The 19,198-nt window shown below is 29.9% G+C and carries 13 protein-coding genes; 12 read left to right on the top strand and 1 reads right to left on the bottom strand.

Annotated elements, in window-relative coordinates:
* The first annotated feature begins 58 nt into the window (after positions 1–58).
* The gene (locus tag GQR92_RS03530; RefSeq protein ID WP_158837829.1) at positions 59–859 is read left to right on the top strand and encodes an SHOCT domain-containing protein; all 801 of its coding nucleotides are present in this window, start codon (positions 59–61) and stop codon (positions 857–859) included.
* 308 nt (positions 860–1,167) lie between these two features.
* Here GQR92_RS03530 and GQR92_RS03525 read toward each other — a convergent pair whose 3' ends face one another.
* A complete protein-coding gene (locus tag GQR92_RS03525; RefSeq protein WP_158837828.1) occupies positions 1,168–1,548 on the bottom strand; it encodes a Fur family transcriptional regulator in 381 nt (126 codons plus the stop codon).
* Positions 1,549–1,894: 346 nt separating this feature from the next.
* On the opposite strand from GQR92_RS03525, the gene GQR92_RS03520 reads away from it, so the two are divergent.
* The 11 genes from GQR92_RS03520 to GQR92_RS03470 all read left to right on the top strand — a co-directional run bounded on the left by GQR92_RS03520 (position 1,895) and on the right by GQR92_RS03470 (position 19,198).
* Positions 1,895–2,176 (top strand): hypothetical protein, encoded by a 282-nt coding sequence (locus GQR92_RS03520; protein WP_158837827.1) that lies wholly within the window; start codon positions 1,895–1,897, stop codon positions 2,174–2,176.
* A gap of 164 nt (positions 2,177–2,340) precedes the next feature.
* Positions 2,341–3,033: an ABC transporter ATP-binding protein gene (locus tag GQR92_RS03515; RefSeq protein ID WP_158837826.1), complete on the top strand. Its 693-nt coding sequence runs from the start codon at positions 2,341–2,343 to the stop codon at positions 3,031–3,033.
* Between the two features lie 23 nt (positions 3,034–3,056).
* On the top strand, positions 3,057–5,555 hold the full coding sequence (locus GQR92_RS03510; protein WP_158837825.1) for a TonB-dependent receptor: 2,499 nt from the start codon (positions 3,057–3,059) through the stop codon (positions 5,553–5,555).
* Positions 5,556–5,560: 5 nt separating this feature from the next.
* Positions 5,561–7,006: an ABC transporter permease gene (locus tag GQR92_RS03505; RefSeq protein WP_158837824.1), complete on the top strand. Its 1,446-nt coding sequence runs from the start codon at positions 5,561–5,563 to the stop codon at positions 7,004–7,006.
* 2 nt (positions 7,007–7,008) lie between these two features.
* On the top strand, positions 7,009–8,355 hold the full coding sequence (locus GQR92_RS03500) for a DUF3526 domain-containing protein (protein ID WP_158837823.1): 1,347 nt from the start codon (positions 7,009–7,011) through the stop codon (positions 8,353–8,355).
* A gap of 1,710 nt (positions 8,356–10,065) precedes the next feature.
* A complete protein-coding gene (locus GQR92_RS03495) occupies positions 10,066–10,515 on the top strand; it encodes a hypothetical protein (protein ID WP_158837822.1) in 450 nt (149 codons plus the stop codon).
* A gap of 17 nt (positions 10,516–10,532) precedes the next feature.
* Positions 10,533–12,737: a hypothetical protein gene (locus GQR92_RS03490; RefSeq protein ID WP_158837821.1), complete on the top strand. Its 2,205-nt coding sequence runs from the start codon at positions 10,533–10,535 to the stop codon at positions 12,735–12,737.
* Between the two features lie 4 nt (positions 12,738–12,741).
* Positions 12,742–16,179 carry a hypothetical protein gene (locus GQR92_RS03485; protein ID WP_158837820.1) on the top strand — a complete coding sequence of 1,146 codons (3,438 nt, stop codon included), beginning with the start codon at positions 12,742–12,744 and terminating at the stop codon, positions 16,177–16,179.
* A gap of 22 nt (positions 16,180–16,201) precedes the next feature.
* On the top strand, positions 16,202–16,654 hold the full coding sequence (locus tag GQR92_RS03480) for an SMI1/KNR4 family protein (protein ID WP_158837819.1): 453 nt from the start codon (positions 16,202–16,204) through the stop codon (positions 16,652–16,654).
* A gap of 366 nt (positions 16,655–17,020) precedes the next feature.
* Positions 17,021–17,677, top strand: coding sequence for a hypothetical protein (locus GQR92_RS03475; protein ID WP_158837818.1), 657 nt, complete (start codon positions 17,021–17,023; stop codon positions 17,675–17,677).
* A 48-nt stretch (positions 17,678–17,725) separates the two neighbouring features.
* Positions 17,726–19,198, top strand: coding sequence for a hypothetical protein (locus GQR92_RS03470; RefSeq protein WP_158837817.1), 1,473 nt, complete (start codon positions 17,726–17,728; stop codon positions 19,196–19,198).

The following is a 19,198-nucleotide window of genomic DNA, read 5'->3' as shown; positions in this document are numbered from 1 at the left end:
TATTAAAATTGTTGTACGAAAAAGTATAACTGAATTAAGAAATATACCACACAGAATTATGAATGCAATATTCACAGATGCTAGTTTTCAAAACATGATGAGCGTAGCAAATAAATACGGAATAAGTGCGAACGCTGTTACAGACTTAACACAAAGACTTATGAGTAGCAATGGCTCTATGGCACAGTTTAATATTCCTGAGTTAGGAGGAGGAGGCCAGTGGATGCAAGGTGGTATGACAATGGTTGGTGATATGTTTAATAATAATCTTAAATATTTGGTAGATGGTCTTTGTGTAGATTTATCTAATTTAATACACCAAGGTGCAATACAATACAAACCTTTACCAAAGTTAGAAAACCAACCAGGTGGATTTTCTGGTAATTGGTGGGGAGATTTAGGTTTCCCTAATTCTACAGGTAGTCAAAACGGAACCAGTTATGCTATTTTTAATGGTATTCATCGTTTGGCTATTCAAGAAAATGGAAAAGTAACGGTTTTTGATACTTTAGATCATAATATTGGTGGAGTTGGGCAACAACAAGGAGGTAATTATTCTGTTACTTTTACAAGTCAATATGGTAACGTAAATTTAGGTTCTTTACCAATTGTTTCTGGTGGAGATAGCGTACAGAAATCACAACCAATTCAGAATAATGATATTCAAAATAATGTTGTAGAAAACATTGTTGCTCCAATTATTGATGCACCAATGCAAGCAGTTAATAATACAAATAATACTGCTTTTGAAGAAGATATTTTTGTGAAAATAGAAAAATTAGCAGGGTTAAAAGACAAAGGAATTCTTTCTGTTGAAGAATTTGAAAATAAAAAATCTGATTTATTAAACAGACTGTAAAAGTTAGATAGGCCTTTCAATGAAAGGATAAATCTCATTCAATAAATAAAAAAGCTCAAGTTGTTTACTTGAGCTTTATTTATTTAAGGTTTTCGAAAATTGAATTAATTTTTGATGTTTATGGACAGTGTTAGAAATGAAAAATAACACTGCTTTTCTATAAAAAATAATTAAAGTAAAATATATCAAAAAAATATTGTAATAAGTAGGATACCAAAATAGAACGTATACAATTAGTTGATAAATTTAAGTGTTACAGTATGATTTTGTTATTTGTTGATTTTTATTCAATATTACTGCCAGTCAGATTAATTTTTTAACTTATAACAACTTTCGCACTTTCCTTGCAGCAGCACTTGTGATATTTCTACTATACGATTAGGAATAGTGATATTTATTGTTAAACAATCTACTTTTCCACAAATAATACATTGAAAATGAGGATGAATATCATGATGAGCAACCGAAGAACAACCAATGCATTTTGCATACCATTTATGTCCGTTTTTACCAAGAAACGAATGTAAAACGCCATCATCTTCAAGTTTATCTAAAATACGATAAATAGTTGTTTTATTCATTTCTGCACTAAGGTCCTTAACTAAAGTAATCGCAGAAATTGCACTAGAATTTTTATCAAATTCATCAAGTAATATTCTAACTGATTTTGTTTTTCTTAAAATTCCCATACTACAAAATTACTATAACTAATTAGTATAAACAATAAATGAATTTTTAAATTTAAAAAGAGTTGAAATTACATTTTTATTATAAAATACTTAGTATCTATTATTTAAATTAAATGCTACATAGTTGCGTTAATGAGTAATAATATTATATTTGCAACTAAGTTGTAATATATTACACTATGATTTTAATAAAACAAAAACCAGATATTTTAGGAATTTCTGCAAATTCTTTATCTTTTATTCATTGTGTTGCTAGTTATTTATTTTTTCTAGCTCTAACACTTATATCTGTGATATGAATTGTATAAAAAGAATACTAAGCTTATTATTTTCTGTTGTCATCTTGATGACACACCTTGTAGCTCTAGACCATTCTTTAGAACATCATTCTAACCATAAAGAAGATGTTTCATTTTCTTCGGAATTTCCAAAAGTATCCAATCTGTCTCAAAGTTGTTCTATATGTGACATTTATTTACATATAGTATTATCTAAAGAATCAACTTTTACCTATACATTATTAACTACTAATTTAATAATAGAAGATGTTTTTGAGAAGGGTAACAACTTTAGGTCAGTTATCTTTAAGTTAACAAAATCAAGAGCACCACCTACTTTTATCGCTTAATATATTAAACATTATTTAATATTCTTTTACACACTATAAAATGAGTATTTGTTTATTATGTGGTGTTTTCCTTTTTTATATTTTGTATTTACCTTGCTAAGAGGTTTATATCTACATGTTTTAAAAAACAACATTTTTCAATTTAACTTATTAAAAATTTAATTATGCTACAAGCAAAAATGCTTTGTAAGCGCTATGATGATAAATCTGCGCTTAAAGACTTGTGTATTTCAGTAAAACCTGGAGAAATTTTTTGCCTACTCGGGCAAAATGGAGCAGGTAAAACAACCACTATTAATATCTTTCTAGGATTAATAAAACCAACATCTGGTGAAGCTTTAATAGACGGTGTTTCTGTTACCAGTAATAAATCTAAACGAAGTTCAATTGCTTACATACCAGAAACTGTTCAGTTATATGGCAATTTATCAGGCATAGATAACTTAGATTTTTTTAGCAGGTTAGCTGGTTTTAATTATACAAAAAGTGAGTTAAGTACGTTTTTAAAACAGGCAAATTTACAAGAAGAATCTTACCATAAAAAATTAGCATCTTATTCTAAAGGTATGCGACAAAAAGTTGGAATTGCCGTGGCTTTGGCAAAAAATGCAACTTATATTTTAATGGATGAACCAACATCTGGTTTAGATCCAAAAGCATCTGTAGAATTTGCAAAGACCTGTAAAGAATTAGCAGCAAATGGTGTTGGTATTTTTATGGCTACTCACGATATTTTTAACGCTGTAAATATTGGATCTAGAATAGGAATTATGAATGAAGGAACTCTAATTCATACCACCAATACAAAAAATATTACCGCACAAGAATTACAAGATTTATACATTAAAACAATTTAATAAAATACTTACACAAACGTAGAATGAATTTTAAAAATACAATATTCATAATTTTCTTATTTATAATACAATTCGGTTTCTCTCAATCAAAAATAACAGGTAAAATTATAGATTTAGAGAATGTATCCATTGAAGGAGCAACTATTATTTTAACAAATAAAGAAAAAATACAAAATGGAGTAATATCAGGATCAGCAGGTAATTTTAGTATTGAAGTAAATAAATCTGGAGCATACAATATACGTATTTCTTATCTTGGATACAATTTGTATACTAAATCACTTACAGTAATAGATAATGAGAATATAAATTTAGGAACAATTATATTAAAAGAATCTTCAGAATCTTTACAATCTGTAGAAATTGTGGGTAGAGTTAGAAAAGATTATAATAGTGATTATTCTTTTTCTGCGTCTAAAATTGCCATTAAAAACAAAGAATTACCACAAGCAGTTGCAACTGTTACCAAAGAATTATTGGATGACCGGCTTGCATTTCAATTAGTAGATGCAGTAAAAACTGTAAGTGGTGTTTCTGCTACAGGTTTATACAATCATTACAATATTAGAGGTATAACGCAAGCTGATGACGGACAAATGCTAAATGGAATGCGTACGCGTCAATATTACTTTCTACAACCAATTACTTCGCATTTAGAAAGAGTAGAGGTAATAAAAGGACCATCTTCAGTTACTTTTTCGAGTGCAGATCCTGGTGGAACTGTAAATATGGTTACTAAAAAGCCATTGGCAGAAAAAAGAAGCTCAGTAAGTTTTACAACAGGAAGTTTTGGAACTTTAAGAGCTACAGCAGATTTTACAGGTCCATTAAACGAAGAAAAGACTTTATTGTATCGTTTTAATGTTGCTTTTCAAGATGCAGATTCTTTTAGAGATGTTGTTAATAACAATGCTATTTTAATCAACCCATCTTTAAGTTATATTCCAAATGAAAAAACATCTTTAAATGTTGAAATGATTTATAACAATGCAGAGGGAAACTTAGATAGAGGTCAGCCAATTTTTGGCTCAATTAACGGTGAGTTTGATTTGAATAGTACACCAATTACTAGAAATGTTGGTGCATCTAGCGATCATTACAAAACGAACGAATTGATATTTATGGCAAATTTTAGTCAAAAATTTACAGAGAACTTTAGCTTTAATGCACAGTTTATGAAACAAACTTGGGATGAAGATTTAGCAGAACATAGATTTGATGGTTCTGCAGTTGATATTGATGGGAATGTAATTACTACGCTTGCAAGAATGCGATATGATGAAAGACAACAATTTTGGGAAACAGATAATTTTAGTGCATATTTTAATTATGACTTTAAAAAAGGGAATATTACCAACAAATTATTAGTTGGATATGATGCGACAAGATGGGAAAGAAAAATTGGAGCAGGATTTTTACGTGCTAGAAGATATTTAACAGTAAGTGGAGGTCAGGCTAATTTTGACCCAGACAATGCAGCAAATTTTCAACAGATGGTTGTAGATGGCGTAACAATGCCAGTACCAGCTGTACCGCATTTTAATTTAGCAAATCCTTTTAATGGAGCCAGAAATACAAATGCATATAATTTAGCAGAATTATCAATTCCTGCAAATTTAAATACCTCAAGCGGTATCTATATTCAAAATCAATTTAAAGTAGGTAAATTTTCTGCTTTATTAAATTTAAGGTACGAAACGTTTACAGATATTTTTAATTACAAAGGAGATGAGCAAGAATTTACAACGAGTGCTTTTGTACCAAGAATAGGTTTTACTTATGAAGTTACAAAAGACATTAGTGCCTATGCTACTTATTTAGAAGGTTTTCAGCCACATACAAATACCGTTTCATTATCACCAACAGCAGAAGGTTTCTTTTGGTCTGCATCTCCAGCAAGGTTTGATCCGTTAGAAAGCACTTTACATGAAATAGGAGCGAAAGGAGAATTTCTAAACGGTAAAATATTTGCCAACTTCGCAATTTTTAATATCACTCAAAAGAATATTTTACTGGGTGACACTTATGATTTAGATAATTTAACAACAAGAGGAGAGCAAAGAAGTAGAGGTTTTGAAACTGATATTTCTGGTTATGTGTTGTCTAATTTACAATTAACGGCTTCTTATGCATATACAAATGCTACAATTGAGGAAGATGCAATTGCAGAATTTATTGGGCAAAGAATTGGAGGTTCTCCAAAGCATAATGCAAATTTTTGGGGGCGTTACAATTTTATGAATAAAACTCTAAAAGGTATCGGAATTGGACTTGGTGCTCAGTATGTTGATAAAAGATATACTTGGTATAACCCTACTTATAATATTGAGAGAGTACAATTACCCGAATACACAATTTTTGATGCAGCTGTATATTACAAACCAGATAATACTGGTATACAGTTAACATTAAAAGTAAATAATATTTTTAATGAGACTTATTGGTTAGGTGGTCTTAATCCTTCTAGATTAGGACCAAGTGCACCAAGAAATGTATTATTAAATGCTACTTATAATTTTTAGAATTTATGAAAAAAGCAGTTGTTATTTTAATCGCACAACAATTTTTTAAAAAGACTTTTAGTAATAAAGGCCTTTTAATTTTATGTTTTATTTTTTTTGCAGTTTTAGCTTATGTTACAACAAATAGTTGGCTTGCATTTGAGAAACATCATCATGTAGTAGAACATCATCAAAATGAATCTAGGAAAAGTTGGGATAATAACCCAGATAAGCACCCTCATAGAATGGCACATTTTGGTTCTTTTACATTTAGGTTGCAACATCCATTAAGTATTTTTGATTCTGGTATAGAAAGCTATACCGGTAATGCTATTTTTTTAGAAGCACATAAACAACATACAGCAAATTTTTCTGAAGCAAGTCTGTCTACTGGTTTAATTAGATTTGGTGATTTAAATATTACCATGTTGTTACAATTGATTTTACCATTAATTATCTTTTTTTTAGGATATGCTTCTATCACTTCAGAGAAAGAAAATGGCACGTTAAAAATAATGCATATTCAAGGAGCTAAAGTCAAAGAAATACTCTTGGGTAAATCACTAGGTTTATTTTTAATTTCTGCACTTTTCTTTTTACCTGCATTTATTTCTTTGTGGAGTATTTCATTTTTAGAAAGCAATAGTGTTAATAGTTCTATTGCAATAAGATCATTATTAATTACTATAAGTTACCTTTTGTTTTATGTAATATTATCTTTTATTACAGTAATAATATCTGGTAAAAGTAAGAACTCTAACAAAGCCTTGTTAAGTCTATTAGGTGTTTGGTTGTTGTTTTTTATAATTACCCCAAAAATGGCTCAAGTTGTAGGTGGCTCAATGTATCCTAATCTTTCTAAAATTGCATTTAAAGCTGTTATTGAAGATGAAATTTCTAAACAGGGAGATAGTCATAATGCAAATGATCTTTATTTTAAGAGTTTACGAGATTCAATTTTAAAAGCAAACAATGTTACAGATGTTAAAGATTTACCTTTTAATTATAGTGGTTTTATAATGAGTAAAGGAGAAGAACAATCTACCAAAATTTATAATAAACAACATAATAAATTGATTAACACGTATCGTAAACAGAATAGTATTACTAATAGTTTGGTATTGCTAAACCCTTATTTGGCAATTAAAAACTTATCAATGAGTTTTTCTGGGACAGATTTTGATACGTATGTAAATTTTTTATCACAAGCAGAGCAATACAGGTATAAACAATCTCAATATATGAATAAGTTGCAGATGAAATTTATTAGCAATAAAGCAACTAGTAGCGAAGGTAATATTAATGTAATAGATAAATCTTATTGGAAATCTGCACCAAAATTTAACTACGAGTTTATATCAGTTTTTCAAACGATAAAAATACAATTATTAGCTTTTATTACGCTTATTTTTTGGTTTCTATTAGCGCTATTGTTCATCAATAAATTCTCTAACCGTTTTAAAATTATTTAATTATGTATACTTTATTAATCAAACAATTTTTTACATCTAAAACGGTACTATTAGCTTTTGGAATTTTAATGATTTTAGGGTTTTTAAGTATTGGAACGGGCAAACAATTTCTAAATCAAAAACAAGAAGTAATTGCAAAAACTAAAATTCAGCAAGAAAAACATATAAAAACGCAAACCAATCTTCACAAAGAAGATTTAGGTTTGTTATTATATTATTTAAAATTTTCTTTTATAAATCCTGTAAATCCTTTGGCAGGAATTTCAATAGGGCAAAGCGATTTAAATTCTCACATACAAAATGTAACTATTTTAAATCTAGAAGGTCAAAAATATGATACAGACTTAGTAAACCCTATGCGTTTGCATGTTGGTAATTTAGACATTAGTTTTTTAATTATTTTTCTTTTTCCACTAATTATAATCGCATTAAATTTTAATATTTTATCCGAAGAAATAGAGCAAGGAACTTGGAAAATGGTTACGATTCAAGGAAAGTCTTCCTTTAAATATTTGTTAAGAAAAATATCTATAAGAATGTTTTTTGTATTTATTATTTTGGGATTTTTATTTTTATTAACTAATATCATTTTAGATATTCCTTTTAATACTGGTTTTTTACAGATAATAATTATGAGTTATCTATATATAATATTCTGGTTCGCAATCTGTTTTTTTGTAGTTTTATTAAGAAAATCATCTAATACAAACGCCATTACTTTGTTAAGTTGTTGGCTGGTTTTGGTTGTTATATTACCTGTTTTAGTAAGTAATTATATTACAAATAAATATCCTGTTGAAGAAGCTTTTACAATGACAATTAAGCAAAGAGATGAATACCATAAAAAATGGGATACCGATAAAAAAGAAACGATGGATAAGTTTTATGAACATTATCCGCAGTTTTCTCATTATGATTTACAAGAAGAAGGTTTTTCTTGGCTTTGGTATTATGCCATGCAACAAATGGGAGATGACGAATCTAAAGAAGAACGAGATGCAATGTATTTAAAGATTGAAAAAAGAGAGCTGTTAAGTAAAAAAATTGCTCAATTTTTTCCGCCATTGCAAATGCAATTATCTATGAATGATATTGCTAATACAAGTTTAACCCATCAAGTTAATTTTTTAAACGCAACTACAGATTTTCATGAAGATTTACGTTTACAGTTTTATCCTAAAATTTTTGAAAATCAGTTAGCAAAAACTATAGAATGGAACAATTACAAACCAGAGTTTTTTAAACCTAATAACCAATTTAATCTTTTAGAAAATATATTTTATATGAGCTTAATTACCTTATTTTTAATAGGTATTGGAGTTCTTAAGAATTTAAAAGATTTTACTTAAAACTACAAAAAAGTAAATGTTAAGTTCATAGAAAAAGACAATTAAGAATATCTTATTCTTAATTGTCTTTTTTAATATTAATTTTCTGATTATAAAACTCTAACAAAACCCTATTAAGGGCAAGTATAAAAAAAGAACTTTACTTCCCGATACAATATGTAACAAACCTTTTCTTTAAAAGGTTTATGGAGTGTGAGGTGGAGTATAGGTGTAACATTTTGTTTGGTTTTAGTTGATTTAGTCAGGTAAAAGAAAGTAAACTAAATATTTTGACTTCAATTCAAACTTTGAATAATGGGATTATTTTTTTTATATTTCCAATTTAGTTATCCATGAAGGCTTTCATCTTTTTCTTGGCTCAAGTTTAGTCTTTTTTTAAGTAACTTCAAATAAATACGTATTTCGTATACCTTTTTACAATTAATAGAGTTTTGTGCAAAAATTTAAAGATTCTCTTGTTGATATGGGCTATGTTGACTAACTTCTCATTGCTTTTCTAAACATACAAAATAGAAACAAAGTTGTGCTTTATTGAATATTTAAGGGTTTACCATTTGAATACTTAAAACATTTTTATTATCTGTATTTGTTCCAAAGCATATAAAAAAGGCTTTTCTAACTCCAAGTTTAACCTTATAAAATAGAGTCTATGTAGCCACAGATTTAATGTATCTGTAAATATTATATTGGCTATCAAAATCCTTTTGAACTTGACAAGATCTATAATGAAAACTTGTGCACAGATATCAAATAGTTGCCTTTCTTAAAGTTAAATATTTCTTATAATCTTCATCTGTTTTGAATTGATCAGAGAACTCTAGAAGATTTAGGTTTCTAAAAATGCCTGTAAAACACTGCTTTAGAGGTTTTTAAGTAATTATTTATATATTGACTTCTATAATGTTAAATAAAAAATTTTAACATTATTTTATTTTAGTTGTTATAGTTTTTATACTAATTTAGCATCATAATTAGAAATTGCTATTCTATTAAAAACACTATCTGATAAATTGCTGTCTGATAAAATTACCGATTGATAAAAATATTATTTGATAAAATTGCTGTCTGATAATATTCTTTTTATTATAAATTTAACAAGTTAGTTTATAATAAAAATAAATTGGAATAGTTATATAATAATAAAGCTATAAAAAGAAAAAGAATGTTAAAAACACTTCAAACAAGTATGCCAGTAAGAGAGTTAAAAAGCTCTCTGAACGGAATAAACAAAGCTACAGAACTGCTACAAGATTCACATTTTCACAGAAAAAAAGAGACTAGTTAAATCATCTTTTTAAACTTCAGACAATAGTATATTTTAAAAAAGCGCAAATATTTCTTTTAATAGATAATAAGGAAATGTATGTAAGTTGTATAAACACGTCTTTTTTTAATCAACTATTCTAATAAAATAGATCATTTAAGCAATCTACTTATAGGTTAATTATAATGAATGGTAATTTATAAGTAATTGTTTGTTAGTTGTTTAAGGGTAAATTTACAACGGGTGTTTTTCAAGAAACGATAAAAAAAGTATCACAAACAAGTAAACAAGAAAATAACAGATGAGTTTTAAAAAATTAAATAGTTTCAAAGAAATTATACCTCCTCCACCTTCAATCTATAGTGAAGTTTAAACTAAAAATATAATTTAAGAAAAAGGAGTTTTTTAAACTTCATAAATATAAAAGGACTAAAAAATAAAAAAAAATGAAAACGATTAAAACAATTTTAGCATCAGCAATCATCATATTAAGTATAACGCTACAATCTTGTAGTTCTAACGATAATGATTCAGAACCCCTAGAAGAAACGTATATTAAATTTACAGCTGGAGCAGAAACTTTTAACTACACAAATGTAGCAACAGCAGGTTCTCAAAACCTTACAATTAATGGGCAAGATGGTTCAGTTAGTTCGATTTCAATTTGGTTCCCATTACAAATAACAACAGGTACTTTTAATTTTTCAGGAGATTTTTTTGCAGATGGCGATTACAAAATAAATTTTGAATCAACCTCATTAAATATAGATGGTTGGTCTGAAAGTGGATCAGTAACTATTACTAATGTTTCCTCAGAATATATAGAAGGCACGTTTACAGGAACTGTAGATGGTGTTGCTATCACTAGTGGAGAGTTTAGAGCTTTTAATCTGTAATATTTAAAAAGAAAACAATGCCAGAAACTAGTAATCAATACCAAAATTTAACCACCTCTAACAAAGGGTTAAATGTAATGCCAATATTACAACCAAAGTCGCATTTCTTCTTACAAGATAATGCTTTTACGCAAATAGATGCACAACGTTTTGGTGCTATTTCAGAAACCGAGTTTCGTACTACAAATCAGGTTTCATTTAGCGGAGTTAAAGATGTATACTTACTTTGCAAAGGAACGGTTCTTTTGCAACCACACACAGATAGTGCTACTCAAACAGAAAGCACAACTAAAGTAAACCTTGTATTAAAACCGTTTCAACAACCAATTAAAGGTCTTAATATAAAATACATAATATACAGAGGTTTACGTAAAGAAGATTTTATAAATAGCAATGATGGCATTATTGCAGGGTCAGATATTCTAGGATCTGGTTTTGTAAAACATATAAACAAAGAATTTAAAAGTTTTTTCACCAAAATAGAACTACCCGTACCAGACTTTACACCAGATCTTATCGGCTTCCCAGGTACAGCACCGCAAGTAGAAACAGATTTAATAGACAACTATTTTTATAAAATTACCCCTACTGAAGAAGACTCGAAAGCATTCGAGCTACCAACAATACCAAGAGGTACGCATTTAGGGAAAGCAGACAGCACAATAGGTATAGATATTTTTTTAAATACAGGAGATTACCATATAGAAAATGACACAAACCCTTTTCAACTAAATCTCGCCTATGCAAGAGCAGCAAGTTATAGCTTAGATGCCTCTGCAATAACCAATGAATATCAAAAAAGAGTTTTTAAAGAAAACGCAGTAAACTTTATGGATCTTGCAGCTTTTTATGGCTTGCACGCCAACGGAGCAGGAAAATTATACCTAGCAGAAGATACCGAAACTCCAATAACATCTAAAGAAGATATTTTTGGAATGATCAATGGCTTCCATTCCAAAAATAAAACCTACTTATACATCCAAGCAAACCGCCAACGTTCTTATAATTTCTACAAGAATTACAATGTTTCAGAAACGGATGCTAACGATATTAATATAGGCAATAGTACAGATGCTACCCTAAACAATACTACTTTTGGTACGTTCAACTGGCCTATTCATGAGTTTACACCTCAAGTGAGTGATCCAGCAGAAAATACGGCATTAGCATTACAACTAACCACAGACAACAATACCAATGCAGCTTTGTATGTGCAAAACGGAAGAGTAGCTTCTGCACACGAAGAAAATTTTGTACGAAACAACAATTTGTTACAAACACCTTCAGAAGACCCTGCCAATCCTGTAGATACCAATTTTACCCAATCCATTGTGTTTAGTATAGATGCCATAACAGGCAACCCAATAGCATCTTACATTAATATGATTGTAGAAACAAAACAACTCTACATAGAAAACTACGTGCCAGCAGACACCCCAGATGCAGCACCCATAAACCTATTCATAAAAGACATAGACGATATGTTTGGTTTGCTAGATACTAAAATTGCAAACACCAAAGAAAATGAAAACCAATTACCCACCATTGTAGACGAAAAACTACAAATTATCAATTTCCCTAATAATACAGGGAGTAATGATATTGGAGTTATTAAAACGAAAAAAATAGAAGACAGAATACAAACTGTAAACGAGAATACTTATTTAAATAGAGTAACTTTTGAAACATTGTTGTCTGAAATAAAAATAAGCAACCCAGTAATTTCTAAAAAGAGTACTACCAATATAGATGTGGTAACCCAAATGTTTCATAATCAACAACAAGGTGAGAACTATAACCCTAAGCTTCCTTATTTCCTAAGTTTTATGGCTTTTAATGTATTTAGAAAAGAAATCATTGGTTTATTACTTAAGACAAATGCAAATGATACACCAACAAAAAAAATATTGGGGTTAACCAAAGACCAGTTGGTAAAATTAGAAAACCTTGTTAATGACAATACATTGAACAATGCCAAAATATTCTTTAAAAACAAGAATACTAGAGAAGATTATTATCATATAACCGATGACGGAATAAAGTATAAGCAATATGCTCTTAACGTTCTAGGTGAAGATACTGATGGAAATCTAAAAACACATGAACCTAACGAGGAATTATTAATATATACCTTAGATGGGTGCGCTTATGCTTCTAATGAATACGCAAAGTATGTGCCTCAAAATTACGAAAGCGAATATTATATAAACCTAATTAATTAAAAAAATGGCTCATTTTATTGTAACAGTTGATGGTAATTATATTGATACTCGTTTTAGCAAAATATTTAAAGATATTGGTGTGTTAAATTTAAGTAGTTATACTGACTCTGATTTTAAAGACCTTCTATTTTCACTAAATGATGAATTTGACCCAAGAAATTTCAATTACGTTTTTTATGAAAAAACGGGTAGACTAGGCATTCTTAATAATTACCTTGCTGCATTTGGTGCTGATTCAAAAAAATTTAAAGGATATATAGATATTGGTGATTTAGGAAAAAAATATAAAGTTTCTAATAACGCCAAAGTAGTTGCTACTACCAACGATACGAGTATACGCTTTTATAAAATTTATGACTTTAAAGAGGCAAATATTGTTTCTAGACATGTACTTAGAAGTAAACCTAAACCAGGCGATAGAATTCATTTTGTAAAAAGAGAAATTCAAAACAATGGTGTAGGTGAAGATGATAAGATTAAGATATCCGTAAAATGGTTTGAATTTCCAGATCCAGAAGTCAATGCTTCTCTATATGAAGAAGTTAAAGATAAGTTAGACTATGCCGTAAATGACGAAGGAGATAATATTTCTGAGCAAACAATAAGTAATAATACTTTTTTAGAGAGATTTTCAAATCATAATTTAGGTATCAAGCCAATTTTAATAGATTTTGCGAATACAGATATAAAATGGTATTTAGACAGTGTAATAACTAGAAAGTTTAAGATAAATGATGATGGAAGTCGATTTATTGGCGAGAGGCAAATAGACGTTATAGAAAATGTTGTTTTTCTCTTTAATGAAATATTTAGTGATGCTGATTTTGTGCAAAAAACAGGACCTAATGGATACAACCTAAAGTTTATTTTTGACAAACATTTTGAAATTATTAATAACATAGGTAACGTATATGATATTAGTTTATATGATACCTATTTCGATTTTAACTATTTCATAAAACTTCGTTCTAGGTTAGTAGAGTTTAACACTTGGGTAAAAGGAAGAACCTGGGTTAATACTATATTAGAAGATAAAGAAGACATACTAACTAGAATATTTGGGCTCTTTACACCAGCTAGTTTAAGAGAATTGCTTTATGATGAAAAAATAGCGCTTTTAAGCCTGCTTCTCAGTAATTTTTATGTTTCTAGGCGTTGGTTACCTACTCCGCTAGAATACAAATTAACAGAAGAAGAGTTAGTTGTAAAAATAATACAGTCTATTATTAGATATGATGATCAGGGGGTTGTTGACTATAATGATATTAATAAGTTTATGGATTTGCTTAATAATTTAAGCAAAATTAAAGATACAGACAAATCAAAAACAGTTTATGAATTATTAGAGAGTAGTATTAACTTTGATGTAGTCTTTGAAGATGGTAGGGGCGCAAAAGGTCAATTTATCAAAGCTGTATATGATTTATGGCTCTTAAGTAAATACAACCCAGAATCTGTTTATGACCACGGTAGTGATAAAATACCCTACAATTATACCAATTATAATGCTCTAACAAATATTAAAGAATCTAAAACAGTAGATCCAGATGCTGCACCTTATATAGTACCTTATGAGTCTGAAAAAAAACTTTTATGGTATGTAGATAACATGAACTTTATTATTGTAAGAAAAAAGATTCAAGTAAAATATAGTGATACCGCTGAAAACATGATTCCTTTTCTAATTAGGAAAGATGTTCCTTACAGCTCCATTCGTCCATTTGTCCCATTTGGACAGTATGACATTTTCCAACCAGTAGGTGTTTCTCATATGAACGATAACGACCTTCCTGCAAAAATACCTGTTAGTCGTGGCGATTATGAAAAACTAGCAAACGGTACTATTAGCAATGTCTGCGATTTAGAATCTTCTAACAACCTACCTATTTTTTATCTTAAATATATAGACGACTTGGGAGATAAAAAAGACGGTGAAGAATCTCTGTTTTTAGCTTTAGATGTAGCCTCAATAGCCTTAGGTGGCTGGGGTGTTGCCAGATCTTTAATGGCAAATTCTACAAAAATAGCTATAAGAGGTCTTCGTTTACCTGTACCAGATTTTAATGCAATATTTAATCTCACCAGAAAATCATTGGTTTTAGGCGGAATAGCTTTAGTCGATTTTCTCTCAGGAGCCGCAAGTGCATTGTATAAAATATCAAACGGGGGGTGTAGCGTTTATAATGATTGTAGTGGTATACCTCCATTACCTGGTAGTGCAGAGTATGCTGCATATCAGCGTTGTCAAGCCATAGAAAAATTCTTATTTGCCTTAGAAATGCTTACCCTGTCTGGAGATGTTATTGCCAGTCGATTTTTTAGAAAAGCAACCAAAGAACTTAATGATGTACTGCCACCAACGAACCCTTTTCCTGAGAATGTTATAAGTAATACAGAATATATTATTCGTAAAGCTGATTTAAATGACTTAGAGATAAAACAATTAGATGATTTTATAAATGATTTTCTAGTAGAAGCTACAGATGATATTAAAGCACTAATTAACAATCTTTCAGAATCAGAAAAATACGCATTTAAAGTAAAATTTGCAGACAAGTCAGAAGAGATACTAACCCTACTAAAAGCCAATGATGGACTGCTTATAGACCGTTGGAAACAGTTTCACATAAAAGGCATTGATGACGATACCGCTTCCTTATTAGTACTCACCAACCAAAAATTGTTTAACGATTTTTTAGACGTTATAAATAAAGGGCATATTAGCCCTCCTATTAAAATACAAAGAGTAAAAAAAGGAAAACACTTTGCGGTAGTAAGAGACAATCCTGACCAATTAACTGCTTTAAAAGACGAAGACATTCTTTTTAAGGCATTTAACCCAAATCATATAGAAGATATAGAGGCGTATGTAGATTTTATGATTAAGACAGAAGTTGAGCGAATAGATTTAATAAAAACTGCAAACACTTCTTTATTAGGTGAAAGTTTTGCGTTTACCACTAACAAAACTATAGAGGTAGACGACGTACCAAGAGAGTTTAAAGTAACAGCAGATCCACCATACCCTGGGGCAGCAGGCATTTGTGTAGATTTGGCAAACACAAGCAAGTTACCTAATGGGCGCTTAGGTAATGGTAAAACAATTAAGTTTACCCCACCACCAACAATAAAAGGGTTAACCGAAACAGAATACAACCGCATTCTTACTATTTTAGACGGTAATAATGCTACTGTAAAGGTAAATGTAACCAGTTTTAGAGATACAGATTTTAAAAACTGTTGGTTGGCAATGGGAGTGAATCCAAATATTGGTAAAGCCCTAATAAGTGAGCTTGATTTGACTTGGCATCATCTAGATGATTTAGATGCAAGCCTAAAAAGTAGCTTTCAACTATCAAGAGGTGAAATTCATGAGAAGCTTTCACATACAGGTAGTAATGCACAAATTAGAAAGATATTAGGCTTAACAGGTAAAAGGTAATAGTAATTAAAAACAAATAAGTATGATACAATTTATAGCAAAAGAAGAACTCATAGAACAAACGGATATAGATGCCTTTGAAACTTTTATAGGCGCAACCTTACCGGAGGCATACAAGCAACATTTACTAAAATATAATGGAGGGGGGGCAGATGTAAATTTAACGGTCTATTTTGAGCCTTTAGAAGATGAAATTGAATTTTTTAAATTTCTCCCTTTAAAATATGGAGGGGATGAACTTCAATATGCAAATAGCAGAGGGCTTGGTTATTATTTCCCCAACGCTCCAACTCCAATACAGCATATTAGAATAGGGAAGACACATACAGGTTCTCTCAGTATGTCTTTAGATGAAGAAGATTATGGTGCCATTTTTGAGTTTTTTCCAGATACGGTGGTTCCCTATAAAATAGCCAATTCTTTTACAGAATTTATTAATGGCTTAGTGGCCTATGAAGAAGACCCTTATAATTAATAAAAATGCATAAAAGAATTCAAAATAAAGAAAAATAAGCGCTTACCAAAAACAAATAATAAAGCAATGAAAACAACAGTACAACAAACTAGAGGCATCATTCCTCCTCCACCTCCTCCAAAATAGAGGCAAATAAAAAGCGTAGGAATAGCAAAACAATAAGTAGGAGTGGCAAACAAAGATGTAGGAATGTAAAACCAACTACTAAGAATACAAAACAAACTAGTAGGAGTATAAAATGAACCCATAACAATAGAGAACCAATATGTAGAAATGCAAAATAAACAAGTAGAAATACAAAACAAACCAGAAAAGATAAAAACCTATGTGTCTATGTGGTAAAACACCACTATTAAAAACAAAAAAATGGCAAAGAATAAGAAATCAGAAATAGCACTATTAGAACAATGGCATATAGCCATAGAAAACAGTCAGCAACAAACAGAAATTGCTACACGAATAACCAATTTTGGTTATGATGCAACCAAAATAGAAGAAGGTAAAAACTTGTTAACAAGTACTCAAAACATTTGGCAATTCAACAAACAAGAAGACCAAGAAACTACGGCAGCATTCAACACATTTAAAACAAAAAGAGAAACACTTTTTAACCTCTACAGCCTGCACCGTAAAAAAGCAAAAGCAAAATTTAAACGTCAACCACAAGTATTGGCGCAATTACAACTCGTGGGTACAACACCTACCATATACATTAGTAAAATACAGACCATACAGCATTTTTACACACAAATAAACCAAAATACAAACCTAAAAACAGACTTACTCAGTTATAACATAACAGAAGAAGAGCTAACCCAAGCACAAACATTACTAACAGAAACCCAGCAAGCTAGGGCAAATTACTTAAAAGAAGTAGGTGAAAGTCAAGACGCCACCAAACAAAAAGACCAAGCCTTACAAACTATGGCAAACTGGATGCAAGATTTCTATGCCATGGCAAGCATAGCATTAGAAAACAACCCACAACTATTAGAAGCTATTGGGGTATTTAGAAAAAGTTAAAAAACAACCTATATCTATGTGGTAAAACCATACACTAAAAAAAATACATTGAAAAAGAGAATATACATATTGACCATTACTATACTACTCCTTATAGTACAAACTGGGCAAGCTCAAAAAATAAAAGTAAAAAAAGGGATTATTTCTTTAGACAAAAAAGAAATTGCCAAAGTAACTTCTCCTTACAGAGACCATTATGTATTTACTTCTTTAGCAGGTAAAGAGCTACTCTATGCAGATTTAACAGGGAAAGATAATGGTACAGAAGAAATTTATCATTTCTTAAAAGTACAAACACCAGACGGTACTAAAAAAGCACAGGTAGAGTACGAAGTACTTATAACCTCACTTAAAGTAGAACGTATTATTACGCATCTATTAACTATTAAATACAAATTATTTAATGCAAACGGACTTAATGAGGTAGCTTTAAAAACTTTCTTTAAAAACAACAATAAAGATTTAGAAGAAAAATATACATCTATCGTAGTAAAATCTAAGTTAGAGGCAAAAGAGAAAAAACAACGAGAAATACAAATAAGAAACCAATACTATCCACAAGTTCAAGCCAATAAAAGCATCACTTTTACACAAAGAGGTAAAATGCGTATTGTAGGCAGAATAGGTTTAGGAAGTGCTGGTTATAATGGTAAAGAAGCCACTATTTATGTATACGATTTAGACGGTATAAAAGTTGCTACATTAAATACAGCAAACAGAGAGTTAGCTTCTAAAAAATACATCGTAACTACATGGGATAATAATCAGTTTACCTATACAGCAAACCGTTATTACAGTAAAAACAACAATGCATTTTTACAAGAACTAATTATAGAGCTAGTATATAAAGGTTATCTATTAGAGCATCAGGCAAAAATTAAAAAGAACAAACATTATAATGCCAAGTTAAACCTAGCAAAAGAAAGAAGTGTTAACCTTATTGGAGTACCAGGGTACCTTATAGATGAAAAAGGAGAAAGATACCAAGGGCATATTTCCATCCTTTTCGAAAAATGGGATATTGAGCAAACAGGGCAAAAACTACCTGAATATGGTCCTGATAATTACGGACAGATCGCACAGGTACGTTATGCTAATGAAAAAGGGAAAATACGTTACAAAACCTTTAATGCAAAAGACAATAATTATTTCTGTCTAAATACCGTAAAATCAGAATGCTTTTATGGTTTAAAAACACAAGGCGAAGCATTTAAAAAAATACAAAACTTAAATGCACTTAAATTTAACAACGCCTATTACTATAAACTCTTAAAAAAAGAGAAAAATAGTATGCTACTACAAGACCCTGTAGAAAAACAAAAGTATGTCATAAAAGTAAGTACGCAAAAGAAAGGCTTTATGATAGATAACCGCTCTAATGAAAAATTAGCAGAAAAGTTAGCAACCTATTTATCTGGTTGTACATCACTTTCTAACGAAATAAAACAAGATGCATTTAGTGTGAAAATTGAAGAGAATTTATATCAAATTATAGAAGAATACAAAAATTGTAAAAAATAA

The organism is Polaribacter sp. L3A8 (assembly GCF_009796785.1).
Taxonomy (GTDB): Bacteria; Bacteroidota; Bacteroidia; order Flavobacteriales; family Flavobacteriaceae; genus Polaribacter.
Note: the sequence above shows the minus strand (reverse complement) of the source record. Positions and strands in the feature narration are given on the sequence as shown.